The sequence below is a fragment of the Exiguobacterium sp. UBA7533 genome, from assembly GCF_002479335.1.
Taxonomy (GTDB): domain Bacteria; phylum Bacillota; class Bacilli; order Exiguobacteriales; family Exiguobacteriaceae; genus Exiguobacterium_A.
Genome location: NZ_DLMP01000001.1, coordinates 490,059 through 515,933, shown reverse-complemented (window position 1 = coordinate 515,933; position 25,875 = coordinate 490,059). Strand labels below are relative to the sequence as shown.

The 25,875-nt window shown below is 46.7% G+C and carries 25 protein-coding genes and 1 other annotated feature; of the genes, 17 read left to right on the top strand and 8 right to left on the bottom strand.

Annotation, left to right across the window (positions count from 1 at the left end; translation table 11 throughout):
• Positions 1–4: 4 nt before the first annotated feature.
• Both B2U10_RS02565 and B2U10_RS02560 read left to right on the top strand, forming a co-directional pair.
• The gene (locus B2U10_RS02565; protein WP_035406114.1) at positions 5–493 is read left to right on the top strand and encodes a GNAT family N-acetyltransferase; all 489 of its coding nucleotides are present in this window, start codon (positions 5–7) and stop codon (positions 491–493) included.
• A gap of 78 nt (positions 494–571) precedes the next feature.
• Positions 572–1,276 (top strand): serine aminopeptidase domain-containing protein, encoded by a 705-nt coding sequence (locus B2U10_RS02560; RefSeq protein WP_035406117.1) that lies wholly within the window; start codon positions 572–574, stop codon positions 1,274–1,276.
• A 50-nt stretch (positions 1,277–1,326) separates the two neighbouring features.
• Here B2U10_RS02560 and B2U10_RS02555 read toward each other — a convergent pair whose 3' ends face one another.
• Positions 1,327–1,923 carry a class I SAM-dependent methyltransferase gene (locus B2U10_RS02555; protein WP_255344364.1) on the bottom strand — a complete coding sequence of 199 codons (597 nt, stop codon included), beginning with the start codon at positions 1,921–1,923 and terminating at the stop codon, positions 1,327–1,329.
• A gap of 156 nt (positions 1,924–2,079) precedes the next feature.
• Between B2U10_RS02555 and B2U10_RS02550 the strand changes: the two genes are divergently transcribed.
• From B2U10_RS02550 to B2U10_RS02530, 5 genes are all read left to right on the top strand, one after another.
• Positions 2,080–3,258 carry an MDR family MFS transporter gene (locus tag B2U10_RS02550; RefSeq protein ID WP_056062761.1) on the top strand — a complete coding sequence of 393 codons (1,179 nt, stop codon included), beginning with the start codon at positions 2,080–2,082 and terminating at the stop codon, positions 3,256–3,258.
• 182 nt (positions 3,259–3,440) lie between these two features.
• Positions 3,441–4,475 (top strand): peptidoglycan bridge formation glycyltransferase FemA/FemB family protein, encoded by a 1,035-nt coding sequence (locus tag B2U10_RS02545; RefSeq protein ID WP_056062759.1) that lies wholly within the window; start codon positions 3,441–3,443, stop codon positions 4,473–4,475.
• Between the two features lie 90 nt (positions 4,476–4,565).
• The gene (locus tag B2U10_RS02540; RefSeq protein WP_290785397.1) at positions 4,566–5,210 is read left to right on the top strand and encodes an HAD family hydrolase; all 645 of its coding nucleotides are present in this window, start codon (positions 4,566–4,568) and stop codon (positions 5,208–5,210) included.
• Positions 5,211–5,248: 38 nt separating this feature from the next.
• Positions 5,249–5,471 (top strand) — a binding site (T-box leader).
• A 46-nt stretch (positions 5,472–5,517) separates the two neighbouring features.
• A complete protein-coding gene (leuS, locus tag B2U10_RS02535; protein ID WP_290785394.1) occupies positions 5,518–7,923 on the top strand; it encodes a leucine--tRNA ligase in 2,406 nt (801 codons plus the stop codon).
• 131 nt (positions 7,924–8,054) lie between these two features.
• Positions 8,055–9,032: a hypothetical protein gene (locus B2U10_RS02530; protein WP_035406133.1), complete on the top strand. Its 978-nt coding sequence runs from the start codon at positions 8,055–8,057 to the stop codon at positions 9,030–9,032.
• A gap of 57 nt (positions 9,033–9,089) precedes the next feature.
• Here B2U10_RS02530 and B2U10_RS02525 read toward each other — a convergent pair whose 3' ends face one another.
• Positions 9,090–10,361, bottom strand: coding sequence for an NAD(P)/FAD-dependent oxidoreductase (locus B2U10_RS02525; RefSeq protein ID WP_290785391.1), 1,272 nt, complete (start codon positions 10,359–10,361; stop codon positions 9,090–9,092).
• Between the two features lie 191 nt (positions 10,362–10,552).
• Between B2U10_RS02525 and B2U10_RS02520 the strand changes: the two genes are divergently transcribed.
• Both B2U10_RS02520 and B2U10_RS02515 read left to right on the top strand, forming a co-directional pair.
• Positions 10,553–12,217 carry a putative polysaccharide biosynthesis protein gene (locus B2U10_RS02520; protein WP_290785388.1) on the top strand — a complete coding sequence of 555 codons (1,665 nt, stop codon included), beginning with the start codon at positions 10,553–10,555 and terminating at the stop codon, positions 12,215–12,217.
• Positions 12,204–12,923, top strand: coding sequence for a pseudouridine synthase (locus B2U10_RS02515; RefSeq protein WP_290757743.1), 720 nt, complete (start codon positions 12,204–12,206; stop codon positions 12,921–12,923). The genes B2U10_RS02520 and B2U10_RS02515 overlap by 14 nt, the downstream gene beginning before the upstream one ends.
• Positions 12,924–12,983: 60 nt before the next feature.
• Here B2U10_RS02515 and B2U10_RS02510 read toward each other — a convergent pair whose 3' ends face one another.
• Positions 12,984–13,616, bottom strand: a complete 633-nt coding sequence (locus B2U10_RS02510) for an SDR family oxidoreductase (RefSeq protein ID WP_290785385.1) — start codon at positions 13,614–13,616, stop codon at positions 12,984–12,986.
• A 108-nt stretch (positions 13,617–13,724) separates the two neighbouring features.
• A complete protein-coding gene (locus tag B2U10_RS02505) occupies positions 13,725–13,943 on the bottom strand; it encodes a DeoR family transcriptional regulator (RefSeq protein WP_023469095.1) in 219 nt (72 codons plus the stop codon).
• A gap of 319 nt (positions 13,944–14,262) precedes the next feature.
• Here B2U10_RS02505 and pepV point away from each other — a divergent pair, with 319 nt between their 5' ends.
• From pepV to B2U10_RS02475, 6 genes are all read left to right on the top strand, one after another.
• On the top strand, positions 14,263–15,660 hold the full coding sequence (pepV, locus tag B2U10_RS02500) for a dipeptidase PepV (RefSeq protein ID WP_290785382.1): 1,398 nt from the start codon (positions 14,263–14,265) through the stop codon (positions 15,658–15,660).
• A 60-nt stretch (positions 15,661–15,720) separates the two neighbouring features.
• Positions 15,721–16,869 carry an MFS transporter gene (locus B2U10_RS02495; protein ID WP_290752119.1) on the top strand — a complete coding sequence of 383 codons (1,149 nt, stop codon included), beginning with the start codon at positions 15,721–15,723 and terminating at the stop codon, positions 16,867–16,869.
• A gap of 7 nt (positions 16,870–16,876) precedes the next feature.
• Complete coding sequence (gene thpR, locus B2U10_RS02490; protein WP_290752116.1) at positions 16,877–17,395, top strand: RNA 2',3'-cyclic phosphodiesterase; 519 nt, start codon at positions 16,877–16,879, stop codon at positions 17,393–17,395.
• 1 nt (position 17,396) lies between these two features.
• Positions 17,397–18,272 (top strand): hypothetical protein, encoded by an 876-nt coding sequence (locus tag B2U10_RS02485; RefSeq protein WP_290752113.1) that lies wholly within the window; start codon positions 17,397–17,399, stop codon positions 18,270–18,272.
• A 61-nt stretch (positions 18,273–18,333) separates the two neighbouring features.
• The gene (pulA, locus tag B2U10_RS02480; RefSeq protein ID WP_290785379.1) at positions 18,334–20,448 is read left to right on the top strand and encodes a type I pullulanase; all 2,115 of its coding nucleotides are present in this window, start codon (positions 18,334–18,336) and stop codon (positions 20,446–20,448) included.
• Positions 20,449–20,499: 51 nt separating this feature from the next.
• Positions 20,500–21,300 (top strand): phosphotransferase family protein, encoded by an 801-nt coding sequence (locus B2U10_RS02475; protein ID WP_056062733.1) that lies wholly within the window; start codon positions 20,500–20,502, stop codon positions 21,298–21,300.
• A gap of 40 nt (positions 21,301–21,340) precedes the next feature.
• Here B2U10_RS02475 and budA read toward each other — a convergent pair whose 3' ends face one another.
• The 3 genes from budA to cydS form a co-directional block, all read right to left on the bottom strand.
• Positions 21,341–22,054, bottom strand: a complete 714-nt coding sequence (gene budA / locus B2U10_RS02470; protein WP_290785376.1) for an acetolactate decarboxylase — start codon at positions 22,052–22,054, stop codon at positions 21,341–21,343.
• Positions 22,055–22,065: 11 nt separating this feature from the next.
• The gene (gene alsS, locus B2U10_RS02465) at positions 22,066–23,757 is read right to left on the bottom strand and encodes an acetolactate synthase AlsS (RefSeq protein WP_056062730.1); all 1,692 of its coding nucleotides are present in this window, start codon (positions 23,755–23,757) and stop codon (positions 22,066–22,068) included.
• A gap of 163 nt (positions 23,758–23,920) precedes the next feature.
• Entirely contained in the window at positions 23,921–24,022 is a 102-nt protein-coding gene (gene cydS, locus B2U10_RS15530; RefSeq protein ID WP_414651135.1) for a cytochrome bd oxidase small subunit CydS, read from the bottom strand.
• A gap of 176 nt (positions 24,023–24,198) precedes the next feature.
• Between cydS and trmB the strand changes: the two genes are divergently transcribed.
• Positions 24,199–24,840, top strand: coding sequence for a tRNA (guanosine(46)-N7)-methyltransferase TrmB (gene trmB / locus B2U10_RS02460; RefSeq protein WP_035406161.1), 642 nt, complete (start codon positions 24,199–24,201; stop codon positions 24,838–24,840).
• A gap of 116 nt (positions 24,841–24,956) precedes the next feature.
• Positions 24,957–25,472, top strand: a complete 516-nt coding sequence (locus tag B2U10_RS02455; RefSeq protein ID WP_035406163.1) for a hypothetical protein — start codon at positions 24,957–24,959, stop codon at positions 25,470–25,472.
• A gap of 37 nt (positions 25,473–25,509) precedes the next feature.
• Here the strand turns inward: B2U10_RS02455 and B2U10_RS02450 are convergent, their stop codons facing one another.
• Complete coding sequence (locus B2U10_RS02450; RefSeq protein ID WP_035406166.1) at positions 25,510–25,866, bottom strand: DUF1304 domain-containing protein; 357 nt, start codon at positions 25,864–25,866, stop codon at positions 25,510–25,512.
• Positions 25,867–25,875: the final 9 nt, after the last annotated feature.

The window sequence follows — 25,875 nt, the reverse complement described above, 5'->3', positions numbered from 1 at the left end:
GATTATGGAAATACGCGAAGCTATTCCAGCTGATGCAGGACGTATTCATGACATTGCTATCACATCTTGGTTGGATACGTATGAAGAAATCTATTCCGAACGTTCGAAAGCGCATTTCGTGCAGGAGGCGTATCCGCAAGAAGAAGTCGTTCGTGCGATCCGGACGGCGGAAGAAGCACGGGGAGAGTATTTTTATGTCGGAATCATCGACGAGGAAATCGTCGGTTTCATTCATGCTGTTGATGTCGAAGGAACATGGGAAATCATTCGACTTTACGTCTTGCCGGAATATCAGCAAAACGGAATCGGAAGACGTCTGATTCGTGAACTCGAACGACAAGGAGCCGTCCCACTCGAAGTCTACGTGGAAGCACGTAACTATAAGGCGCGTCAATTCCTGACCTCATTTGGTTTTGAAGAACTTAGTGAGATGACGGAAGAAGTGTTTGGGCAAGCGGAATCAGTCGTTCGTCTTCGCCATGTTGCCTCGTGAAATCCGTCTCGGGACGGTTTCGTTTGCGTTTGAAATAAGGTATCGTGAAAAGGAAGTATGAAGTGAAGAGGTGAGTTTGTGGTTGAACAACCAACAGGAATCATCGTATTAGTCTATCCGTTACAACTGCGTGCCCGTCCGAGTGAAGCTTTGATTCGAGTACTCGAAAGAGAGTATGAAGTGCTACTCGTCGACGCACCACGTCGCATTTCGTTTGAAGAGCACGGTCAACTGTTAAAAGAAGCATTACGCGAAGCAGGAAAACGAAAGCTACCGATTCATATCATCGCCTGTAGCATGGGGGCACTCGTCGTCAATCGTCTGTTGCAAGAATATGAACTACCAGTCGCAAGTCTTGCGTTCGTTTCACCATTGTTTGATTGGCATCCGTCGAAACAACTCGGAGGTGTCAAACAAGTCTTCGCGAGTGCGTTTGATCGTTTCCGTCCCGATGCGCCACTCGGTACGTTGCCGTTTGGTCAAAGTACGGAAGATACCGTTCGCATCGGTGAACTGACGTATGCGCAGTACCGGGAAATCGAAGAAGAGATCGTCGTACATGACGAGGAACGAAAAAAACTGCCTCGTGTAAACTTGGCTTGTTTTTATGCACCAGACGATCAGTTCGCAGACGTCAAACTGACACTCGAAGTATGTCGGAAAATGGGTGGCGATCAGATTTACTTACAACGTCTACACGGTTTCCCGCATTTCAGCTTTGAACGGTTGAATACACGGTTTGCGGAAAAATTATTGTTGTTTTTTAAATTAGTCGAAGAATGAAAAAAGTGATGGTTTCCATAGCGGAAGCCATCACTTCTTTATTTCTACTGTCAGCGCACTTTTTTCTCGATCGCGATGATGAACGGTGGATGATTCTGTTGATTCAAGAAGCGGTACTGAAGAACGGCATAACCTTGCTGATCAAGGGCTGTGACGTAATCTAGGACAGCATCGCGTTCCCGTTTTCCTTCAAGATGACCGTGATAGACGACAAGGACGACAAGACCACCAGGTGCAAGTACCGGGAGGAGAGCGTCGAGTGCTTCAAGCGTCTCTTCACCTGTCGTCGTGATCGATTTATCACTTCCAGGCAAGTATCCGAGATTGAAGACGCCGGCACGAACAGGCCGTCGTTCGTCCGAAAGACGCGCACCAACATGGATGTGACTTTCGTGATAAAGATCGACGCGTTCTAACATTCCGGCTTCGTCGAGACGTCGTGTCGATTCCTCGATGGCTTGAGCTTGGACGTCGAACGCAAGGACTCTACCTTCTGGACCGACGCATTCTGCTAAGAACTGCGTATCATGTCCATTTCCGGCAGTCATATCGACGACGCAGTCACCAGGTTCGATGACGGACTCCAGTAATTGTTTCGTATAAGGTAGTACACGGGCAAGTGACATGGCATAGACTCCTGTTCCTATGGGCTGTTTTTCTCTTTATACATGATCATCGTATGTATGATTCCTCCTGCATTATACCATCTTTTGAGTCATTGACGAAAAGTGAAGTGGCTTGACAGGCGGGGGAGGGATTGCGTAAAGTGGCAAGGTTGAGAATGAAATAGGAGGACCAAAGGTATGCCAAAATTACCAAAAGCGGTCTGGATCCTCGTCCTTGCGATGGCCATCAATACGACGGGATCCTCTTTTTTATGGCCGTTCAATACATTATATATTCATGAATATTTAGGGGAGTCGATGACAAAAGCCGGAATGGCGTTATTCGTCAACTCAGCCTTAGCAATCGTTGGGAACTACTTAGGCGGAAAAGCGTTTGACCGACTCGGCGGAAAGAAGACGCTTGTCATCAGTGTCATCGGACTTGTCCTGTCTTCCGTCGGCTTGTTGCTATTTCATCAGACGTATATTGGATACGTCGCGATGCTTGGATTGATTGGATTCGTCGGTGGGATGGTTTTCCCAACGATCTACGCAATGACGGGCGTCATCTGGCCGGAAGGCGGACGCCGCGCCTTTAATGCGATCTATGTCGCGCAAAACGTCGGTGTAGCCCTCGGGACAGCTGTTAGTGGTCAAATTGCTGCTTTTTCGATTCAGTACATCTTCATCGCCAATCTCGTTCTCTATATCGTCTTTGCCATCATTTTGTTTGTCGGTTTGTCCTGGATTCAGGCGCCAGCGCGGATGCATGCGGCACATGACGAGATCGAAACGACACGCACACCACTTTCGCGCGGATCCGCACGGACGATGTTGCTCGTTTCGATCGGTTATGCCTTACTTTGGTTCGTTTATGTGCAATGGCAAGGGACCTTTGCTGTCCATACGAAATCGCTCGGTGTCACGATTTCCGAGTACTCGATTCTTTGGACAATCAATGGAGCGCTTATCGTGTTCGCACAACCTTTATTAACACCAATTCTTCGTTGGTTTGGAGATGATTTGAAACGCCAACTGATGACCGGGACAGGCATCTTCCTTCTCTCTTATCTGATTGTTCCGTTTGCAGGCGGCTTCAAGATGTTCCTCGTGGCGATGATCATTCTGACAATCGGTGAGATGTTCATCTGGCCAGCGGTTCCTGCAATGGCGGCGCGACTTGCGCCAATCGGAAAAGAAGGAGAATTCCAAGGATACGTTAATATCGCTGCTTCAGCAGGGCGGATGATCAGTCCGACAGTTGGAGGTTTGATCTACGATTTATCAGGTATGTCAGCAGTTTTCTTGACCTTAATTGGATTGATCCTGTTAGCAGGAGTTGTTTTCCTTCGTGCTATTCCTAAAACCACATCATGAGCTTTATCTTGTGAGACAGCGGACAATAGATCAGCTGTCTTTTGTTACATCATTCGTTCGAAAATTATAAAACAAACATTTAATAATATGGAATATTTCGGCAAAGAAACGGGTACTTTCTAATCAAGAACTTGAAAAGAAAGGTCATATGAACGTTGCTTCTTTTGACTGGAGGTGCACGGATGGAAAGGTGTCAATTCATCACAGATGCCGCAACTTGGACGACACACGTACAGAAACAGCCTCTTGATATCTTCTATAGTCACCAATACGTCACGCTCAACGCTAGACCGTCTGAGCAAGCGGTATTATTTCTTTATGAAGGTCATGCAGGAACACTGTTTTATCCTTTTTTGAAGCGTCGTATTTTTGATACGCCTTATTCAGATCTCATTACCCCGTACGGCTATGGCGGACCGGAAATCATCGGTCGACTGACTGCGTCCGAGATCCAGCAGGCTCGTTTATCCTTTGAGAGGTGGGCGGAGCAAGAATCGATCGTCTCGGAAATGATCCGCTTTAATCCATTAACAGGTAATGAACGGTTTATGCAGGACTGGACAAAAGTTTCCTTCATCCGTCATACGACGAGTATTGATTTGCGTCCTTCACTTGAAGATATCATGCAGACATTTCATAAGAAGACGAGAAGCATGATTCGTAAATCGCTTGCTTCACCCTTAACCGTCAGAACAGGAACACGGGACGATCTACCTGTTTTTTTAGCGTTGTATCATGAAACGATGGACCGGAAGAATGCCTCGGCTCATTATTATTTTACCGCGACGTATTTTGAGCAATTGATGGAGACGAACCCACTTTGTGAGCCCTTATTACTGATGGCGGAAATCGACGGAAAAGCGGTTGGGGGATACTTCGTATTGCTTGGAAAAGAATACGCCCACGGTCATTTGATCGGCTGTAAGCGGGATGAAGCGAAGATGTTCCCGAATCAGCGACTTGAGTACGAAGCAATTCTTCAGGCAAAAGCACGGGGACTCGTCGAACAACATCTTGGGGGCGGGTATCAAGAACGGGATAGTCTTTTTGAGAGTAAATGCCGTTACACTGGATATCGACTATTTGAGTATCATCAAGGAAAATCCATCCTGCAGCCATCACTATATGATTTGCTCTGCGTACGATACGGATCAAATGCTGATTCCGATTATTTTCCGGCGTATCGACAAGCTGGTATTCAGGTGGCAACTAGTTAAATAGATAATGAGAGTATGAAAACGACTACATCGTGTAGTCGTTTTTTTGATATGCTGAAGTCAGGATCGATCAATAAAGGGGGAGTTATCGTGAAAAAACGCGGTCTGATTTTTGATATGGACGGGGTTATCTTAGATAGTGAGATTCGCTACTTTGAAGTGCATCAACAGATGTTCAAAAGGTTATCGATTCCGCTTGATCCGGTTCAGTATGCGACGTTCATGGGAAAAACAGGAGATGAAATGTGGGAAGAACTTGTCGCCCAGCATCAGCTGAAAGAAACAGCTAGTGCGTTGCTTGAGGAAGAACATCGCTTGTTTCAAATTTATGCAAAGCCGGAGGAGTGTGGATTAAAAAAAGGCGTCACACAAGTCATCGAACAAGCGGCGACTCTTGGTTACGATATCGGCATTGCTTCTTCGAGTTCACTTCAGAAAATCGAACGTGTCATCCGTCATTATGGGCTTCCGATCACGCACTACGTCAGTGGAGAAGAAGTCATCCGTTCGAAACCGGATCCCGCGATTTTTCGACTTGCGGCAGAGCGGATTGGACACGCACCCGAGAACTGTCTCGTCATTGAAGACGCTGCGAACGGGATGATTGGTGCGAAAGCAGCAGGCATGGAAGTGATTGCGCTTCTTGATGACCGGATGCCAACGCAACGCTTAGAGCAAGCGGATCATGTCGCGCAATCACACGCAGAAATCGAGGAAATTTTACGGAAGCGTTGACGCTTGAGGAAGAAACAGATTACACTAGAAAAAGATAGTCAAATGCATGGAACTGAAGTAGTAGGGGAAAGGTGCCGTCAAGAGAGCTGGTGGAAGGTGCGAACCAGTCGGTAACAACCGTGAACTCGTCAGGGAGCACGATTCGTGAAGTCGTAGTAGCGAATCCGGTCTTTCACACCGTTATCCGTGAATCAAGCGGTCTGTCATAGACAGACAACGTGGGTGGTACCGCGGAAGCCAAACCGGTCTTTCGTCCCTTTTCTTAGGGGCGGAAGACCGGTTTTTTTAGATTAGAGGAGGAAAAGACATGCCGTACAATCATCGCGAAATTGAACCGAAATGGCAGGCGCGTTGGGATCAAGACAACGCCTTCGTCACGACAGAAGATCCAGAAAAAGAAGGGTTCTATGCCCTTGATATGTTCCCGTATCCGTCAGGTGCTGGACTCCACGTTGGTCATCCGGAAGGTTACACAGCAACGGATATCCTCGCACGGATGAAGCGGATGCAAGGATACAATGTCCTTCACCCAATGGGATGGGATGCGTTCGGATTACCAGCAGAACAATACGCGCTCGATACAGGAAACGATCCACGCGAATTCACAGCGAAAAACATCGAGACGTTCAAGCGTCAGCTTAAAGAACTTGGATTCTCGTATGACTGGGGTCGTGAAATCAACACAACGGATCCAAAATACTACAAATGGACGCAGTGGATCTTTACGAAGTTGTATGAAAAAGGACTTGCCTTCGTAGACGAAGTCGCAGTCAACTGGTGCCCGGCACTTGGAACTGTCCTTGCGAATGAAGAGGTCATCGACGGATTATCCGAACGCGGAAATCATCCGGTTGTGCGTGTTCCGATGCGTCAATGGGTCTTGAAAATCACGGAATATGCGGATCGCCTTCTTGAAGATCTGGATGATCTCGATTGGCCGGATTCTGTCAAAGAGATGCAACGCAACTGGATCGGGAAATCTGAGGGTGCTGAGATTGATTTCACGATTGATGGACATAAAAAACAAGTCACGGTCTTTACGACACGTCCGGACACGATCTTCGGTGCGACGTATCTAGTACTTGCACCGGAGCATCCATTCGTAGCTGACATCACGACAGCAGATCACAAGGAAGCCGTCGATGCGTACATTTCGCAAGTCCAAACGAAGTCAGATCTCGAGCGAACGGATTTAGCGAAGGAAAAAACGGGTGTCTTCACGGGTGCTTTTGCGGTCAATCCGATCTCAGGCGATCGTCTTCCAATCTGGATCGCTGATTACGTCCTTGCTTCTTACGGAACAGGTGCGATCATGGCTGTTCCAGGACACGATGAGCGCGACCACGAATTCGCGAAACAATTCGACTTACCGATCGTTGAAGTCGTCGCGGGTGGAAATGTCGACGAAGCAGCCTACACAGGAGAGGGCGAACACGTCAACTCGCATATGCTTGATGGACTTGGGAAACAAGAAGCAATCGAGACGATGATCGCTGAACTCGAAACGAACCAAGTCGGTCGTAAAAAAATCACGTATCGACTCCGAGACTGGTTGTTCAGTCGTCAACGGTATTGGGGCGAGCCGATTCCAGTCGTTCATATGGAAGATGGTTCAATGAAAACACTCAATCAAGAGGAATTACCGCTTGAACTTCCAATCATTCCAGAAATCAAACCGTCTGGTACGGGCGAATCACCACTTGCGCTTGCTGAAGACTGGTTGGATTACACAGATCCTGAAACAGGAATGAAAGGCCGTCGCGAGACGAATACGATGCCACAATGGGGCGGAAGTTGCTGGTACTACCTTCGTTTCATCGATCCACACAATGAAGAAGCGATTGCGGATCCAGAAAAATTAAAATACTGGCTTCCAGTCGATATTTATATCGGTGGGGCAGAGCATGCTGTTCTCCATTTGTTGTATGCACGGTTCTGGCATAAAGTCTTGTATGATGCAGGCGTCGTACCAACAAAAGAACCATTCCAGAAGTTATACAACCAAGGAATGATCCTTGGAGAGAACAACGAGAAAATGTCAAAATCTCGCGGTAACGTCATCAACCCAGATGAAATCGTCAAGTCGCATGGTGCTGATACGTTACGTTTATACGAAATGTTCATGGGACCACTCGATGCATCGGTTGCCTGGTCTGAGAACGGTCTTGACGGAGCGCGTCGTTTCCTCGATCGCGTTTGGCGCTTGTTCGAACGGACAGCAGACATTCAAGACGTCACGGAAGTCGATGCTGACTTCGAACGGACATACCACCAGACCGTCAAGAAGGTCACGGAAGACTTCGCGAACATTCAGTTCAACACCGGGATTTCGCAACTCATGGTCTTCGTCAACGAAGCGAATAAACAGCCGGTTCTCCCGCGTCACTTCCTTCGTGGATTCATTCAATTGTTAACACCGGTCGCACCGCACCTTGGTGAAGAACTGTGGGAACAACTTGGCTTTGAAGAGACATTGACGTATGCGGCATGGCCAACATTCGATGAATCAAAACTTGTCAGCGATACGATGGAATTCGTCATTCAAGTGAACGGTAAAGTTCGCTCGAAAATCGAAATCAACATCGATGCGACAAAAGAAGAAATCGAAGCACTTGCCTTTGCTGATGAAAAGACACAAGAATGGATTGGCGACAAGACGGTTCGGAAAGTCATCGTCGTACCGAAAAAATTGATCAATATCGTGGCGAACTAAGCCATAACCCCTTTCATTCACTTGATGCGAATGGAAGGGGTTTCTTCATTTCCGTCGCAAGTCCGCTTTTTTTTTGAACGTCCTTCTGCTACACTGAATCAGAAACCGAGAAAGAAAGGCGATTATCATCAATGAAACGATCTTATATAGTCTATACAACGATTTTTGCTGTCGTTTCGGGGTTGATCCTTTGTATACTGCTCGTCTTCTCGAAGCCAGAGACGTTGTCACGTATTCAGGAAACGTTCGCGAAAATCGAGACGCAATCGAAGCATCAGGCAGCTGTCAAACAGGTGCCACCGAAAACGCCTTCAGCCATTCCGAATCCAGAAGAACCGTTAATTAAAAATGTTCAACAGATGTTATATGATGATTCCATAGGTTCGTACCTCGTTGTAACAGAGGACTACCGTTTCTTTGAAATCAGTGGAACTGGAGAACGTATCAATGCGACGTTTCAGTTGGAAGAAGGGAAACTCTTATTGTCTGGTCTTGACGGGATGACACTCGTTGACGGAGAGACAGTCGCTTTATTGACGTCGAATCAAATTCTAGTCACGATTAAACGAAAAGATGGCGTCTGGAGTGAAGAAAAACGCGAAAAAGTACAAGGGACGACGATTCGAGACAGTTTCCATGGTCTTGGATATGATGCGAAGAAAAAAGAATTCTATACAATCAATCAAATTCGCTCGATTGGTCGTGTTGAATTGACTTACTTTGCAATGAAAGAGGACAAAATCAAGATTGATCCAGATGCTTCGGAAAAGAAGAAGCGTGCCTTAAAGAAAAAGCAAAAACCACCGTACTTGTCGATCATCAAACGAGAGAAAATCGAAGCGGCGAGCGGAATGCGAAGTGATGCGAAAAAAGCATTTGAATCCAGATTCCGTCCGATTGGTCTTGCAGAACGGCAAGGTCGGATCTATACGTTAGATTCAGAAGCACTTTATCTTTATTCGATTGATCAGAAAGAGAAAACGATTACGGGGGAGACAGCGAGTCCGAAAGTGTATGGATCAAAAGGAATCTTTGTACAAGATAATGAATTGTTCGCCTTAGTCGTCACGGATAAATTCTCAAGTCGATCGTTCACACCGATTGACTGATGTAGAAAAAAGACCCGGTTTCTCTGATTAACAGAGACAAATCGGGTCTTTTTTGTATTAAGAGACAGTGTCACGTGCCATCTCTGCAGCGTGACTACCGGCACAATGCCCCGTCACGAACGCAGCTGTGATATTGTATCCACCTGTATAGCCATGGATATCAAGAATTTCGCCAGCGAAGAATAATCGCTCTGCCTTTTTCGACATCATCGTTTTGGGATCAATCTCTTTAATCGAGACACCGCCACCCGTGACGAAGGCCTTATCGAAATCGAGCGTTCCTATTGCTTTGAGTGGGAATCGTTTCAATTGTTGCAGGAAGTCCGTCCAGTCCTGTTTCTTTACTTGTGTACAAACTTCATCGCCAAAGCCGATTCGAGCGAACAGGAGTTCAAGCAATCGTTCTGGTACAAAACCACGAAGGGCATTCCGAACCGATTTCTTCGGATTTGCCGCAAGTGCTGCCTGGAAGCGTTCTTTTAATGCACCAAGCGACTCATCCGGGAAGAGATCGATCGATAGATGAACGATCGTCTCTTTCGATCGTTTGCGCTCTTTGATCGTATATTGGCTACACCGTAAAGCGATCGGACCACTTAAACCGAAGTGTGTGAACAGTAGATCACCCGTATGTGTCTTGATTGCTTTGTCCTTTTTACCGTGAACCGTTAAGGCAACGTCACGCAACGACAGTCCTTGTAATGTTTTTTCATGAATGAACGTATCACCTAACAAAATCGGGACTTCCGTTGGGAAAAGTTCCGTGATCGTATGACCCGCTTTTTCAGCCCACGGATAGCCGTCACCCGTCGAACCCGTGTGCGGAACAGATTGTCCGCCGACCGCTACGATACAACTTTTTGCTTCAAGACGCATGCCGTTTTCTAAGATGACAGCTGCAAAAGAACCATCTGGATGGAAGTCGAGCGTAGCGACTTGCGCGTCTGTTTGAATCTCGGCGCCATGTGCACGGATTTGATCGATCAATACACGAACGACGTCTACCGCCTTATCCGAGACCGGGAACATCCGACCGTTATCCTCTTCTTTGAGTGCGACACCAAATCCTTCGAACAAATCGATGATCGATTCATTATTAAATTGAGAAAAGGCGCTATAAAGGAAACGTCCGTTTCCTGGAATCGACTGGACGAGCTCATCGAGTGGCTTTCGGTTCGTGACGTTACACCGTCCGCCGCCAGAGATTGCGAGCTTTCGTCCTAATTTATTTCCTTTATCGAGCAGGAGCGTCCGGGCTCCGGCTTGTAAAGAGGCGAGCGTCGCCATCAAACCGCTCGGTCCGCCTCCGATTACGATTACATCGTACATAAGGTCACCTCATTCATAGAATTCTGCTTGTTTCACTTTAGCAGAAGTTGCGACTGTAAACAAACCGTCTCTTTCAATTCAAGATAGACAGCGGTATAATGATTTGCAATTGTGTACGAGAGAACTTGTATAATGAGACAGTCACGATTAGAGTGTCGATTTAAAAATTAGAAAGCGTGAGGGATGTTACCATGTCCACAGTCAGTAATAAGCAGTCTACTTCTTCCGGCAATGCAGGATTCGTTCGTGGAACGATGCTCCTGTCCGGTGCGTCACTGATTTCCCGCGCACTGGGTTTGATTTATCTCTTTCCGTTTCAGTTCATGGTCGGTGCGACAGGTATCATGTTTTATACGTATGCCTATAACTATTACACGATCATGATTGGTGTCGCGACAGCGGGGATTCCTGTTGCCGTCTCAAAATTCGTCGCCAAATACAATGCGTTAGGAGAATATGATACGAGTGAACGATTGTATCGATCTGGTCTAAAGATCATGTCCTTGACCGGGGTTGTTTCTTTTCTTGCCTTATTCTTCCTTGCACCGTATTTAGCGCACCGGGCCATTCCGGGCGGTGACGTCGATTCAGCCTCATACGTCGATGCCGTCACGATGACGATTCGAGGGGTTAGTTTTGCGTTACTCTTGATTCCACCGATGAGTATGACGCGTGGATATTTCCAAGGATATCAATCGATGGGTCCAACTGCGATTTCGCAAATCCTAGAACAAATCGTTCGGATCATCTTCTTGCTTGCAGGAGTCAGCATCGCCATCTATTTATTTGATTCTGGGGTTGCATGGGCAGCGACGATTGCAACATTTAGCGCCTTTATTGGCGCAATTGGAAGTATAGCCGTGCTGGTTTATTACTTCCGCAAGCGTGCCAGTGGTTTACAGGAACTACGCGCTACACAAACCGTCCGTTCGCCGGATCGCCCGTTAACGGATTTGTATAAAGAGTTGTTAGCATATGCGATTCCGATCGTCATGGTTGGAGTTTCAACGCCGCTTTATCAAGTCATCGATCAGAACACGATGAATGCCGCGTTACAAAGTATCGGTTATACACTCGAAGCTGCTGGAAATGCGACGGCCTATCTGATTGCGGATAGTCATAAGATCGTCTTGATTCCGGTCTCTGTCGCAACGGGCTTATCTTTGTCTGCGACGCCACTATTGACAGCCTCATTTACGCAGGGGGATATGCGAAAGGTACGGGCTCAAATTTCACAGATCTATCAACTCGTATTCTTTATTACGATTCCAGCTGTCGTCGGTATGATTCTCCTCAGTGAAGAAACGTTCCACGTCCTGTTCCCGAAAGATCAGGCAGCATGGGTCTATCTGTTGAGTTATGCACCAAGTGCCTTGTTCCTTGCCCTTTATTCAGTCACGGCAGCGGTCCTTCAAGGGATTAACCGTCAGTACTTTACGATCATCGCAACACTTGCTGGATTACTTGCGAAGTATCTTTTGAATGCACCGTTGATTCATTTGACGGGTGATGGAACAGGTGCTGGATATGCGACGATCATCGGCTATCTCGTTGCGACCGGTTTGATGTTCTTCCGGATCACACAAACGGTGAAGTTCCCATTCAGTACGGTCTTACGCCGGACGTCGTTGATCTTGATCATCAGTGCCTTGATGGGAGCGGGTGTCGCGCTCGTCAAATGGGGAATGGTATCCATCTTGCCAGAGACGACATGGGCGTCTCTATTGATTCTGATCGTAGGTGCAGCAGTCGGAATCGTGATTTTTGCAGGACTCTCGATTTGGAGTGGCTTAGCAGAAGTCGTATTAGGACGTAAAATTTCATTGAAACGAGGACGAGGTCATGCGTCTAGATAAATTGTTATCTAACATGGGAGCAGGCTCCCGAAAAGAAGTGAAGCTGCTGCTGAAGGCAGGGGCGATTCAAGTCGATGGAGAGATCGTGCGTGATCCGAAACAACATGTCGATGTCGAGACGCAACAGGTTCTGATGTATGGGGAACCGGTTACGTATCAAAAATACATCTACTTGATGATGAATAAACCACCGGGTGTCATTAGTGCAACAGAAGATAAACGAGATGAGACCGTCATTGATCTGTTGTTTGAAGACGTGACGTATTTCAAACCGTTCCCGGTCGGACGACTCGATAAAGATACAGAGGGTCTATTGCTGTTGACGAATGATGGGTCGTTTAATCACGCTTTAATGTCTCCAAAGAAACACGTCGAAAAAACGTATTACGCAGAAGTGACAGGAGTGTTGACGCAAGAAGACATCGAAGCGGTTGCGGCAGGCGTCACGTTAGAAGACGGCTACCGAGCAAAACCAGGAAAACTTGTCATCTTATCGACGACAGAAACGGACTCGACGCTTGAATTGACGATCACGGAAGGGAAGTTCCATCAAGTCAAACGGATGATGCTTGCGCTCGGGAAAGAGGTCACGTTCTTGAAACGGCGCTCGATTGGCCGCTTGGAACTCGATCCGGCACTTGCGCTCGGAGATTATCGTGAACTGACGCCAGCGGAACTGTCTTTGTTTGATTGGCAACCTGAATAAGCAAAACGAAAAGGCGGTGGAATGAGCGTACATTCCATCGCCTTTTGTTATGGGTTTCGATTATTGATTACGCAATGCTTCTGCGATTGGATAAGGACCACTGAGTACTTCGAATACACGAGATTGTGTCGGATGATCGATCAAATGAACGAATAATGCTGCGATATCATCACGCGACACTTTACGATCTTCGTATGAATCGAAATGCTCTTTCGTTTCGACAGTGCCTGCAGGGTCGTCATAGCTGAGTGGACCAGGACGTACGATCGTATAATTGAGTCCGCTTTCCTGGAGGTGTGCGTCTGCTGTTGCTTTAGATTCGAGATATACTTTCAATTCACCTTTTGGTTCTTCGGTACCTATTGAACTGAGCATCAGGAAACGATCGATACCGTTGGCTTTTGCTGCATCGATGACTTTAATTGCGCCTTCTTGATCGACGGCGCGCGTCAATTCGTCTGATGCGCCACCAGCACCCGCTGCAAAGATGACGACGTCCGCATTACTGATGACACCACTGACATCCTTCGTCAAATCCCCAAGTCTGACTTCAGATGCACCGAGTGCAATCAAATCGTTGATTTGATTTTCTTCTCGTACGACCGCGATTGCTTGATGATCACCTTGTTTAGCGATCAATTCGACCATCTTGCGTCCAGTCGTTCCGTTTGCTCCAATGATTAAAATGTTCATTCTTCTCAACTCCTTCTCCCAATAGCTATACCCCACGTTTTAAAAAAGATAACAAAAAAAGACGCGAAGAATCGCGTCGTCGAAAGATATACATAGTGAAACAGTGGATCAACCCGCTTGCTTTTGTTTCTTGCTCGACGTCCATGTACCGCGTCGAGGGCTCACAATGAGATTGTTGTATTCGAGCACGTTCAAATCCCGCTGAACGGTCCTTGAAGTGATGCCAAACTCTTCAACCAACTCTGCTGTCGTAGTAGCTCCGTTCTCTTGGATGTAGAGATAAATCGATTTAATCCGGGTCAACATACGGTCTGTAGAATCTTTCATTGGTATAACCACTCCCCCAATGGATAGAATAGTGTTCTAAAGCTTCGGGTGACAAAAGACAATGCAATATCCAGTTGTTTCGCCTTTAGTATAACGTTTTGATGTTAAATTGCAAGTGATTTAACCGAACGTTTGCATAAAAAACATATTCAAACAGATTGTAAAGTCGATAATTGGAGTTTTAATATCGTTTAATGTTCGTTATTTAAACAAATAAAAAAGAAAACAGAATTTGGATGTTCGTATCTGAACGAATATTCGCTATACTAGAAAGGTGTATAGGAAACGAATTCAACCCAGAATGAAGGAGCGAAATCAGATGGTGAATTGGAAAGAAGAAGTACTCGCGCGTCGCGAGGACTTATTAGAGGATTTAAAAGAACTACTGCGGATTCCGAGTATACTTGATGAATCAACAATCGAAGAAGGTGCACCGTTTGGTCAAGAAGTCAAACGAGCCCTTGATTGGATGCTCGCGACAGGGGAACGAGATGGATTCAAGACAAAAAATGTTGATGGATACGCCGGACATTTGGAATATGGTCAAGGGGAAAAGTTACTCGGTATTCTTTGTCACTTAGACGTCGTACCAGCTGGTGGCGATCACTGGACATACGGTCCATTTAACCCAACGCTTGTCGATGGGAAACTGTATGCGCGCGGTGCAATCGATGATAAAGGACCGACGATGGCAGCTTATTATGCCTTGAAGATCGTCAAAGAACTCGGATTACCGCTCTCAAAACGTATTCGTTTGATTGCTGGAGGAGATGAAGAGAGTGAATGGCGTTGTGTGAATCATTACTTCAAACATGAAGAAATGCCGACTCTCGGCTTTGCACCAGATGCCGACTTCCCGATCATCAATGCGGAAAAAGGACTGTATGATGGGTTATTGATTCAAGGGAAACCAGCGCAAGCATCTGATACAGGCTACCATCTCGTTCGTTTTGAAGGCGGCGAACGTCCGAACATGGTTCCGGGTCATGCCCAAGCACTTCTTCGTGTCGTCGAATTGGGGACGCTTGAAACGGATTTCCATACGTATCTTGAAGAACAAGGCTTGTCTGGGACGGTCAAGCAAGAAACGGAAGGTCTTGTTCTTGATGTGAACGGTGTCGCAGCCCATGCGATGGAGCCGGATAACGGTAAAAATGCTGCCTTACATTTAGCACGTTTTCTCAATACGCTTCACTTGGATTATAACGGTCGTCGTTATATTCAGCTTGTCACGCACATGTTCCGTGATTCTCGCGGTGTAGCGATTGGTGTCGCTGCTTCAGACGAGACAGGTGACTTAACGATCAACGGTGGTGTATTCCGGTATGCAGAAGAGCAAGGAACAGCGTCGATCAACATCCGTTATCCTTATTCAGCAGACTTCACGGAACGCTTGCAAATCATCAAGGAAGCGGCAGCGGGATATGGCTTCGAGTTACAGACTCGAACACATATGACACCACACCATGTCGATCCGGATCATGAATTGATTCAGACACTGAGTGCCGTGTATGAACGTCATACGAACCAACCAGCTGATCTGATTGCTATCGGTGGTGGTACATATGCACGTTCGTTGACGGCAGGGGTTGCATTTGGACCAGTCTTCCCAGGTGGTCCTGAAGTTGCCCACCAAGTCGATGAATATGTTGATTTTGAAGAACTCTTGCTTGCTGTCGCGATTTATGCAGAAGCAATTTATGAACTCGCAAAATAATGACTGATGATCCCCCGCATCGTGAAGATGGGGGGATTGCTTCTTGAAAGGAAGTTCCGTGTGAAAAATCGTCAAACTTATCATTTCCAAGCGTTATATTTCTTTATTTTCTTTGGACAAGGTGCACTCATTCCGTATCTTGCGCTTTATTTCTCAAGCGATGCGTTCGGTCTGTCCGCTTCAGAGATTGGTACAATCGTTGCGATCGGACCGATTCTCTCTATTTTCTTACAGCCCGTTTGGGGCATCGCGGCAGATCGACTCGGAAAGCCGAAACGTCTCTTACTCGTTGCCATGCTCGCCGCTGGAGTATTTACATTAAGTTACTTACTGACGTCCGCTTATCTACTTTTACTGTTGATTTCATGTGTCTGGGCATTATTCCAGTGCGCGCATATTCCACTCGTTGATACATTAGCGATCGAATATACACGAAAACGTAAGGTAGATTATGGCGCCTTGCGTCTTTTTGGATCAGCTGGTTTTGCTTTAGCCGTCTTCATCCTTGGACAAATCACTGAGGAGGGCGGACTTGGTCTGATTTTTTATGCGACCGGTGCAGCGTGGGTTCTTGGTTTTCTTGTGTTGATCGGTATTGAAGAAACGGGGAACGTACACATTTCACATCAACAACAGGTACCGTTGAAACAACTCTTTTCGAATCGACGCTTCTTGTTATTCTTAGCGGGAGGGAGTTTGATCTTCGGACCGATCTTCGCCAATAACTATTACTTTGGCAGCTACGTCACGATTCGTGGAGAGACAACCGCGCTCGTCGGGACCTTGTTCTTCGTCGCCGTTCTGTGCGAAATCCCGTTCATGCGCATCGCTTCGCGTCTATTGTTACGATTCGGAGCGATTCCAGTTCTTGTCTTCATTTCCTTGCTGTCAGCTGCTCGTACGGCGATGATCGCATTAGAGCTTCCGATCGTCATGCTTTGGGTATTGTCTGCGATGCAAGGAATGATCGTCGGATTGTTGATCCCTGTTGCATTAGACTATGTTCGGTCACTCGTTCCAGAGACGATGGTCGCAACAGCTGTCAGTACATATATGGCAACGACGACAGGGCTAGCGACAGCGCTGTTTAACTTGATGAGTGGGTTTGTGCTAGACCAAAGTACAATCTATACCGTCTTTTGGGTATATACAATTAGCAGTATTCTTGGTGCCGTCCTGTACAGTGTCAGTGGTCGAATGAAGGAGTGAAGATACGATGAGACAGGAACGACACTTTTTCGTTGCCTTACCGATTCCTTCTGAAGATTTAGCAAATATCGCTAATCGTTTATCTCTATCTGATTACTTTCGAAATGTCTATACGTTAGAAGAGTACCATTTGACGCTTCGTTTTTTTGGCCCGCTGGAGGAAGAAGAACAACGATCGTGGAAACAGCAACTGCAGGAGATTGCGCGCACGATCGAACCTTTCGTACTTCGATTAGATCGTCTAATTACCTTTGGACAAAGCGAGCGACCACGTGTCGTCGGATTCGGAACAGAAGCAGAGGAATTGTTTCGATTAGTGCGTCTGATTGATCCAAGTGCGACTAAACCATTCGTTCCGCATGTCACGATCGCGAAGAAGTGGCGCACGGAGGCGGAAGAATGGACGACGAATCCGATACAACCGGTGGAATGGACTGTTCGTGAACTTATTCTGTTTGAAGTACGACCAGGCGTTTCGCCGCGATATGAACCGGTTTACCGGATTCATCTAGGTAAAGAGGAATGAGGTGATCCCCATCGCAATCTTGATGAAACTATATGACTTAGATAGTCGATTTGAAAAAAATCCGCTTGAGATGACAAAACGGTTCGGTGAACATCAGGCGCTTGATTACGCTCATGTCTATCGTAGATGGGAGGCTGGAGAATTATTTCCCGGGGAAACGCTCATCCGTCCGAAGAAGTGGTGGCAAGTGATGAAAAAAAGCGAAGTCATTCAACTTCCGGGTAAACAATTATCTCGAAGAGCGTTTGATAAATGGTACAAAAAACGTCTCGAGTTACAAAAATTATTAAACGTCACTGGTGGAGCGGGCGAAGAGGACATTTGGCGGATTCCGTTAAAACGTCATTTAGACTTTTATCAGATGTTACACCTCTTGAATGAACAGTATGCGATGTTTTATCGCGCCGTCATTCAATATCAAGTCGGGGAAGTCGAATTGAGTCCGTTCGTCGTCGGTCCATCCGCGATTTATATCATGGAATGGCTTGACGGTGACGAAAGTATCTATCATATCCGGCGAGATAAGTTGTGGCGGGAACAACCGTTCAAGGCATCCACAAAACAAATTTTGAATCCGAACATCGGTTTAAAGCGGACGGAAGATATTCTACGAGTCGTACTTGGGCGAGATTATGTCTTGCCGATCGAACGAGTCATTTTAGCACCTTCAGGTTATTTTGATCAGATTCCAAAAGAGACGACGACGACTTACGTCAATAAAGTCGAGTTTCCAAACTGGCTGCAACGAATGAATGCAAGTGCGCCGCATACAAAAGCGTTTCAGATGCGGGTGTGTGAAAAAATCCTAAAAGAGACCGTATCGATCCCGTTTCAAATGGCAATTCTAAGTGAAGGGCAGTCACGAATTCAAGAGTAGGGGAGGAAGCGACGGCATTGTCGTTGCGAAAGACATGACGAACCAAGAGGTGGTAATACCGGTGATCCGGGCAGAGTTCTCATCGTTTCGAAGCATCCGAGTCGAGGTCGAAGGCAATCCGTCAATCCACTGGTCGCTTGAATGTGATGGGAAACCGCTTGAAATTCAACAGACCGAAACGCATCGAGAGGAACAGTTCGTGATTTATGAGTTAACGGTTCTTGAACCAGTCGAGTTAGAATGCCGCTATGAGGTGTTCGGAGCAGGCAGGTCAATCCGTGTCGTTCCTGATCGATTAGTTCGGACGGAAGCGTTCGAGCGAAAGTACCGTTACGAAGAGAAGCTCGGTGTCTGGGAAGAAGACGATACGTATCATTTTGCTGTCTGGTCGCCTGTCGCAGAGCAAATCGTGTGTATCGTATACGATCAAGATGAAAAGGTACTCGGAAGACACAAGATGGAGCGACAAGAGCAAGGTACCTATCACCTTCGACTTGGGCAAGAATCAGCAGAACGATGGTACCGCTATGAAGTGACGACGTACGTTGGCACACATGAAGTCGTCGATCCATACGCTCATGCGATATCGGAGAACGGTCGTTACGGTGTCATCGCCGACGTTGAACAGACGATTTCCGAGTGGTTTCCAAAGCGAGTCGCGCGTCCTCTGTTCGTCAAACCGTCGGACGCTGTCATCTATGAAGCAAATATTCGCGATTTTACGATTGATCGTTCCGCTGGTTCAAGTCATCCGGGACAATATGCAGGGGTGGCGGAACGTGGAACAGTTTCTTCTCGTGGACATGCGACAGGTCTTGATTATCTTCTTGATCTCGGGATTACGCATCTGCAGCTGTTACCGGTCCACTTCTTCGAAACGACCGATGAACGAACAAGGTCGCCATATAACTGGGGATACGATCCGATGCTTTGGTTCGGATTAGCTGGGAGCTACGCGAGTTCGGTCGCACCGCTCGTTCGCGTCCGAGAATACGCGGATATGGTGGAGCGACTCCATGAAGCAGGGATTCGTGTTACGTTCGATGTCGTCATGAACCACGTTTTTGTTCGGGAGCGTTCCTCTCTTGAACAGCTCGTTCCGGGTTATTATTTCCGTTACGAAGTAGACGGCACGCTCTCAAACGGAACGGGTGTTGGAAACGATACCGCATCCGAGCGATTCATGATGCGTCGACTCATCGTTGATTGCTTGACGTACTTTGCTCGTGTCTACCGCATTGATGCGTTTCGATTTGATTTAATGGGCATTCATGACATTGAGACGATGAATGAAGTACGTGCAGCACTCGATGCGATTGATCCTACGATTCTTGTGTATGGAGAGGGCTGGGATCTTGCGACGGCATTGCCGGAACGATTCAAAGCGATGAGCGCCTCGGCTGCGCAAATGCCGCGAATCGCTCATTTTAATGACGTGTTCCGTGATGCCTTGAAAGGATCGACGTTCAGTGCATACAATCGAGGATTCGTTGCCGGAGACGGATGGAAAGAAGGAGAGGTCCGAAACGGGATTGCGGGTAGTGTTCATATCGATAACCAAACGTATGGACGTTTTCCGGAACCGACGTATTCGATCAACTATGTCGAGGCGCACGATAACCATACGCTGTACGACAAATTGAAGATCTCATGTCCGGAAGCGGACGAACTTCAGTTATTACGGATGAGTCGATTAGCTCAAACGATCGCTTTGCTTGCGCAAGGCATTCCGTTTCTGCATGCGGGTCAAGAGTTCTTGCGTACGAAACAAGGTGTCGAAAACAGTTATAATGCATCGGACGAAATCAACCGAATGGACTGGGAACGCCGGGATGATCATCTCTCACTCGTTACGTATATCAAGACGATTTTACAAATTCGCAGAATGCATGGCGGATTCCGTCTACACCGGGCGAATCAGGTTCGAGAACTGCTTCGTTTCATCAACTTACGTCCGGGTGTCATCGCCTACGAAGTCGAAGCGATCCATTCGTACGATGCGTGGCAACGCACGCTCGTTGTCTACAATACGACGCACGAAATCGTGGAAGTCTCACTCGATCACTCGCGCTGGAATGTACATGTCCAAGGGGATGATGCCTCGGTCGACCCGCTTCTGAAAGGTGTCGATAGGATTCAAGTCCTTCCGTTGTCAACGACGATTGCGACGTGTTAAGATAAGCATTGTGCCTTAGGCAAATCTACTAAAAAAGTTGAGCGGATTATAATGGAAATAGATATTTTAGATGCGCTTGGCGAAGGCTGGACCCTTACGCCAGCAGGTGGAATCACAGGAGAAGCGTACATCGCTTCAACCGGACAATCAAAATTGTTCTTAAAACGAAATTCATCGCCGTTCTTGGCGATTTTATCCGCGGACGGAATCGTCCCGAAATTATTATGGACGAAACGAATCTATAGCGGGGATGTCATCAGTGCGCAACAATTCATTGAAGGCGACGAGTTGGAGCCGGAAATGATGGAACGTCCGGAAGTGGCGCGTTTGCTTGGGAAAATCCATGATTCGAAGGAATTGCTGTTCATGCTACAACAGCTTGACCAACGTCCGATCGAGCCTGATGAGTTATTGCGCCAATGTCACTTATATTTTCAACCAGAAGACTTAGAGAATCCAGAACTGGTAGAACTTGCGATGGATTATCTCGAACGAAATCTGGAGCAAGTAAGAACGGATGAACAAGTCGTCTGTCATTCAGATCTAAATCATAATAATTGGTTGACGGGAGCGGACGGTCAACTCTACCTGAACGACTGGGATGATGCGATCATTGCCGACCGTGCGTATGACCTCGGGATGATGTTATACAGTTATGTCGATGAAGCGGCTTGGCCCGAATGGTTTGAGCATTATGGTCATCCGTTGACGAATGATCTGAAACAACGAATGCATTGGTATGTCGTAGCGCAAGCTGTATTATCCTTGTATTGGTATGAAGATATGCGTCATCCGGATGTCGAGGACAGCTATCATTTTCTAGAACAGTTACTTGAATACTCGAACGACTAAAAAGCGTGTCATTCCGAAAAGGAACGACACGCTTTTTTGATTAACCTTCTGCGATTTTAATCTCTTTTTCAATATCATGACTTTCAAGATCCGCCGACCGATACGCTTCAGTCGTTGGTAAACGTAAATCAAGCTGCGGTTTTTCTTCGAATGTGACGGTGACGTTCTTGACCGTGTAGTCAAAGACATGGCCTCCGCCCGCGCGTTCAGCATCGATGAAATGAAGATGATATCCAGCGACGGCGATACCGTGACCGAACCGTGGTGTGTAGTAACCGGCGAGTGTTCCTTCCGTTTGTTCGAAAGTACGCGCGCTTTGAGAGGCGACAGCTTCCGTGATTGGAACGAACGGTTTCTCTTGACGTGCGACGGTACGTGTCTGCACCTCTGTGAACGTTCCATCAATTCGAACGGCATAAAAACTATTGATCGTCGGTAGTTGTTCATTCAACCAGTGTTCGAATTCCGATTTTGACATCTCTTCTGTCACGGAGAGCGCTTGCTCTGGCACGAAACGGGTCAATGTCGCAAACGGCGTTGTCGTCTCAGGCTGAAGTGGCCGAGCGCTACCGTCTGAACGGAGCTGGTAGAACTGACCATCAAAACCAATCATCTCACCATCCAAGTGGTCGAACGTTCCAATACCAAAATTCCGTTGATCAAGAACGGACGCGTATGTGACTTCACTCTCGAATACTCCGTCGAGTAGTGCCATCATCGTTGAAATCTGGACGAGCGTTTTATCGTGTGTCATGTGAATCCTCCTCAGTTCAATTGATCGAGATGAACTTGTTCTCCGAGCGCGATGTTGTCGCGATAATCAATCGGAACATCGACGATGACTGGTCCTTCTGTCGCGAGTGCTTCATCCATGATTGCGGCTAGTTCAGATGGATGATTGACGCGTAATCCTTTTGCTCCGAAACTCTCAGCATATTTGACGAGATCGACGTCACCAAATGACGTACCGGATTTCCGTTTGTATTTCATCTCTTGTTGGAACGCGACCATGTCGAATCCGCTATCACGCCATACGAAGTGGACAAGTGGTGAGTTCAAACGAACAGCTGTCTCAAGTTCCATCGCCGAGAAGAGGAATCCACCATCACCTGAAATCGAGACGGCCTTCTTACCAGGACGTACGAGTGTTGCTGCGATTGCCCAAGGAAGCGCGACACCAAGCGTTTGCATCCCATTACTAAAGAGAAGGTGACGTGGTTCGTACGAACGGAAATGACGTGCCATCCAAATATAGTGAGAACCAACGTCGACTGTGACCGTGACATCATCCGCAATTTTTTCACGTAACGTCTTCATGAAATAGAGTGGGTGCGTCAACGGAGAATCCGCGACAGGAGGAACATCGCGATCGACAAGACGTTGATGTAATCCTTCAAGGAATTGAGCTGAACTTTCAGGTAATGTGAGTGGTTGCAGGCGCTCGGCGATTGCATCGACCGTTTTCGCCATATCACCGACAAGCTCGCGGTCTGGGCGATAGAAGTGGTCAATTTCAGCACGCATTTGATCAATATGGACAAGCGTCCGGTCGTGCGTCGGTTGGTTCCAGAATTTCGGATCATAGCCAATTGGGTCATAGCCGATCGAGAGGACGAGATCCGCTTCTGCGAGCAGTGCATCTCCCGGTTGATTACGGAATAGTCCGACGCGTCCATAGAAATTCGATTCAAGCTCACGTGATAATGTGCCGGCCGCTTGGAACGTCTGGACGACAGGAATCGAGACGTGTTTGAGCAGGGAACGAATCGCATGTACGACGTCCGGCTGACTCGCACGCATACCGAGCAACAAGACAGGTAGCTTCGCATCTTGGATCAAACGAGCTGTTTCTTCAACCCAAGCTTCTGGTGCAACACCGAGCTTCGGTGCTTCAACCGCACGGAATGCCGTGACGTTCGCTTCGCTCAATCCGACGTCTTGCGGGATACTAACGAAAGCAGCCCCAGATGTTGTTTCCGCTGTTCGGAAAGCATTGGACAGTACTTCTGGAATATTATCGGCATCTTGCACTTCTGCACTGAAGTTCGTAATCGGTGTAAAGAGTGCCTGATTGTCCATGGACTGATGTGTTCGTTTTAAGCGGTCTGCTCGTGTAACGGCTCCGGCGATTGCGACAACTGGGTCACCTTCAGAGTTTGCTGTCACAAGACCTGTCGCTAAGTTTGATGCGCCTGGGCCAGATGTTACAAGTACAACGCCTGGTTTGTCTGTCAAGCGACCAATGGCTTGAGCCATGAATGCAGCATTTTGTTCGTGACGTGCAACGATGAGTTCAGGTCCCCGATCCTGTAACACATTGAAGACGGAATCAATTTTGGCGCCAGGAATACCAAAAATGTAATCTACACCCTGTTCGATGAGTGAATCGACGACTAAGTCTGCACCTGTTTTCTTCTGTACTAGTTCTTTTGAATCACTGTTTTTATTTTCGTTCATTACAATTCTCCTTTTTACCAACGTTTTTTGGTGTTCGATAGCTGTAATAAATAATCTGTTTCGAAAAAAGTATACATCTGTTTCATGGTAAATCCAACCTAAATTCGTTTAGAGAATAAAAAAAGTACCTTGTGTACGATTACACAAGGTACAGAGATTGCGCTTATTCAACGTCGACTTTTCCGAAAGTCGCCCAGACGAATAAGGCACAGATGCCCATGACGAGAACGATGGGGGAGCCCCAAGCAATCAAGAAGTCTTCCATGGTATAGCCCTCCTTTTTAGTTCTTACGTACCTTTAGTGTAGTAGATTGCTCACTGTTTCTCAAGTGACGAACTGCTGAACATTCTTCAATCGGGATTGAAGAAGTTCTTATATAATTACCCGAATCATGATAAACTTATCTGCGGATAATTTAAGTTTGGAAAGGATGAACGATAGTGCGTTTACGACATAAACCATGGGCACAGGATTATATGAAGGAACAATCCTCGATCTATATAGCAGAACCAGCATCCCTGAAAGGAAACTGGGCGACAGAGTTTAAAAATGATAATCCGATCTACATCGAAGTGGGGTCAGGAAAAGGAGCCTTCATTACAGGGATGGCAAACCAACATCCGGAGATCAACTTCATCGCGATTGAACTTTTTGAGAGCGTAGCAGTGACGATCGTTCAAAAATTAGTAGAGGCTCCACAAGCAAATGTTCGCGTCTTGACGGTCGATGCTAAAGATTTACGTGATTACTTCGAAAAAGGTGAAGTAGCGCGCGTTTATTTGAACTTCTCGGATCCTTGGCCGAAGACACGCCATGCGAAACGTCGTTTGACGTATAAAACGTTCCTCTCAACGTATGAAGACATCTTACCTGCGAAAGGACAAATCCATTTCAAGACTGACAATCGAAAGTTGTTTGAATCGAGTCTGATGACGATGTCGGCATACGGTATGCGTTTTGACTGGATGTCGCTTGATCTACATGCGAATGAACCGGAGGATAACGTCCGGACAGAGTATGAAGAGCGCTTTTCTTCAATGGGTCAACCAATTTATCGGATGGAAGCAACATACCAAAATTAATTTAGACAAAAAGTTTTCTTATTTTCCTGGTATTTCTTTCACACTTTTTTCTTATTAATTGGTACAATGTTGTTGACTGAAGAACTTGTACTTATAGGTAAAGGGGGAATTTGGGGATGTGGCAGAAAAGCTTAGCCTTCGTAACGGCGCTCTTTCTCGCGTTAAGTATCGGTCAATCGGTACTTGCTGCGGTTGATACCTCAGAAATGACAAAAGCATTAAATGAGGAATTACCAACGACGCATTACGATTATAAAAAAGGTTCGGTCAAAATCGAGGATCCGAAGACGTTCACGAACGGAAAAGGAGAAGAAGTCATTGGCGGAATCGCTGTCATCAAGACAGTTCGTGACGGCATCTTCATCACAATCAAACGTGAAATTCACTTCTTCAATGCCGATAGCGGTAAATTGTTGACGAATGCCGACGCTGCAAAAGTTGATGGCGTAAAAGAATACATCGACAGCAACTCGGATAATCTTCATCAAAAAGTCGTTTACTGGTTACCGGTACTCTTGATGTTGTTGATCATCGCTGTACCAGCGATCGTCTTATACATCGTCGTACCACGTTTGTACTCTACTTCGGAATACATGAATCCGATTTATGAGCGCAACGATAACCCGCGCTAATCAAAAAAACCTCTACCCGTTTGGGTAGAGGCTTTTTTTATGCTAACAACACAAAGATGAAAGCGAGTATGGCGGGTAATCCTTGTTTAAGTAAAATGGAACGATTAGCCGTCAAGGCGCCATAGAGTGCGGCGATGATCACACAAGCTAAAAAGAACAGTTGGACAGCAATATCTTCACGGATCAGACCAAACAGAAGACCAGCAGCTAAAAATCCATTGTAGAGACCTTGATTGGCAAAAAGCGTCTGGATTTGCTTAGATGCGACCGCTTCATCCGTCAGTCCGAATGTACGTCGTGCCGCCTTAGAGGATAAAAAGAACATTTCAAGAGCCATGATATAAAAGTGCTCTAAGGAAACAAGTAAAACGAAGATAGTAGCAAGAATGGACATGAATCATAC

What these genes read in the sequence shown, in the direction of transcription:
- B2U10_RS02565 (WP_035406114.1), top strand. Translation starts at nt 5, where the DNA reads ATGGAAATACGCGAAGCTATTCCAGCTGATGCAGGACGTATTCATGAC.
- B2U10_RS02550 (WP_056062761.1), top strand. Translation starts at nt 2,080, where the DNA reads ATGCCAAAATTACCAAAAGCGGTCTGGATCCTCGTCCTTGCGATGGCC.
- B2U10_RS02545 (WP_056062759.1), top strand. Translation starts at nt 3,441, where the DNA reads ATGGAAAGGTGTCAATTCATCACAGATGCCGCAACTTGGACGACACAC.
- leuS (WP_290785394.1), top strand. Translation starts at nt 5,518, where the DNA reads ATGCCGTACAATCATCGCGAAATTGAACCGAAATGGCAGGCGCGTTGG.
- B2U10_RS02530 (WP_035406133.1), top strand. Translation starts at nt 8,055, where the DNA reads ATGAAACGATCTTATATAGTCTATACAACGATTTTTGCTGTCGTTTCG.
- B2U10_RS02525 (WP_290785391.1), bottom strand. Translation starts at nt 10,361, where the DNA reads ATGTACGATGTAATCGTAATCGGAGGCGGACCGAGCGGTTTGATGGCG.
- B2U10_RS02520 (WP_290785388.1), top strand. Translation starts at nt 10,553, where the DNA reads ATGTCCACAGTCAGTAATAAGCAGTCTACTTCTTCCGGCAATGCAGGA.
- B2U10_RS02515 (WP_290757743.1), top strand. Translation starts at nt 12,204, where the DNA reads ATGCGTCTAGATAAATTGTTATCTAACATGGGAGCAGGCTCCCGAAAA.
- B2U10_RS02510 (WP_290785385.1), bottom strand. Translation starts at nt 13,616, where the DNA reads ATGAACATTTTAATCATTGGAGCAAACGGAACGACTGGACGCAAGATG.
- B2U10_RS02505 (WP_023469095.1), bottom strand. Translation starts at nt 13,943, where the DNA reads ATGAAAGATTCTACAGACCGTATGTTGACCCGGATTAAATCGATTTAT.
- pepV (WP_290785382.1), top strand. Translation starts at nt 14,263, where the DNA reads ATGGTGAATTGGAAAGAAGAAGTACTCGCGCGTCGCGAGGACTTATTA.
- thpR (WP_290752116.1), top strand. Translation starts at nt 16,877, where the DNA reads ATGAGACAGGAACGACACTTTTTCGTTGCCTTACCGATTCCTTCTGAA.
- B2U10_RS02475 (WP_056062733.1), top strand. Translation starts at nt 20,500, where the DNA reads ATGGAAATAGATATTTTAGATGCGCTTGGCGAAGGCTGGACCCTTACG.
- budA (WP_290785376.1), bottom strand. Translation starts at nt 22,054, where the DNA reads ATGACACACGATAAAACGCTCGTCCAGATTTCAACGATGATGGCACTA.
- alsS (WP_056062730.1), bottom strand. Translation starts at nt 23,757, where the DNA reads ATGAACGAAAATAAAAACAGTGATTCAAAAGAACTAGTACAGAAGAAA.
- cydS (WP_414651135.1), bottom strand. Translation starts at nt 24,022, where the DNA reads ATGGAAGACTTCTTGATTGCTTGGGGCTCCCCCATCGTTCTCGTCATG.
- B2U10_RS02455 (WP_035406163.1), top strand. Translation starts at nt 24,957, where the DNA reads ATGTGGCAGAAAAGCTTAGCCTTCGTAACGGCGCTCTTTCTCGCGTTA.
- B2U10_RS02450 (WP_035406166.1), bottom strand. Translation starts at nt 25,866, where the DNA reads ATGTCCATTCTTGCTACTATCTTCGTTTTACTTGTTTCCTTAGAGCAC.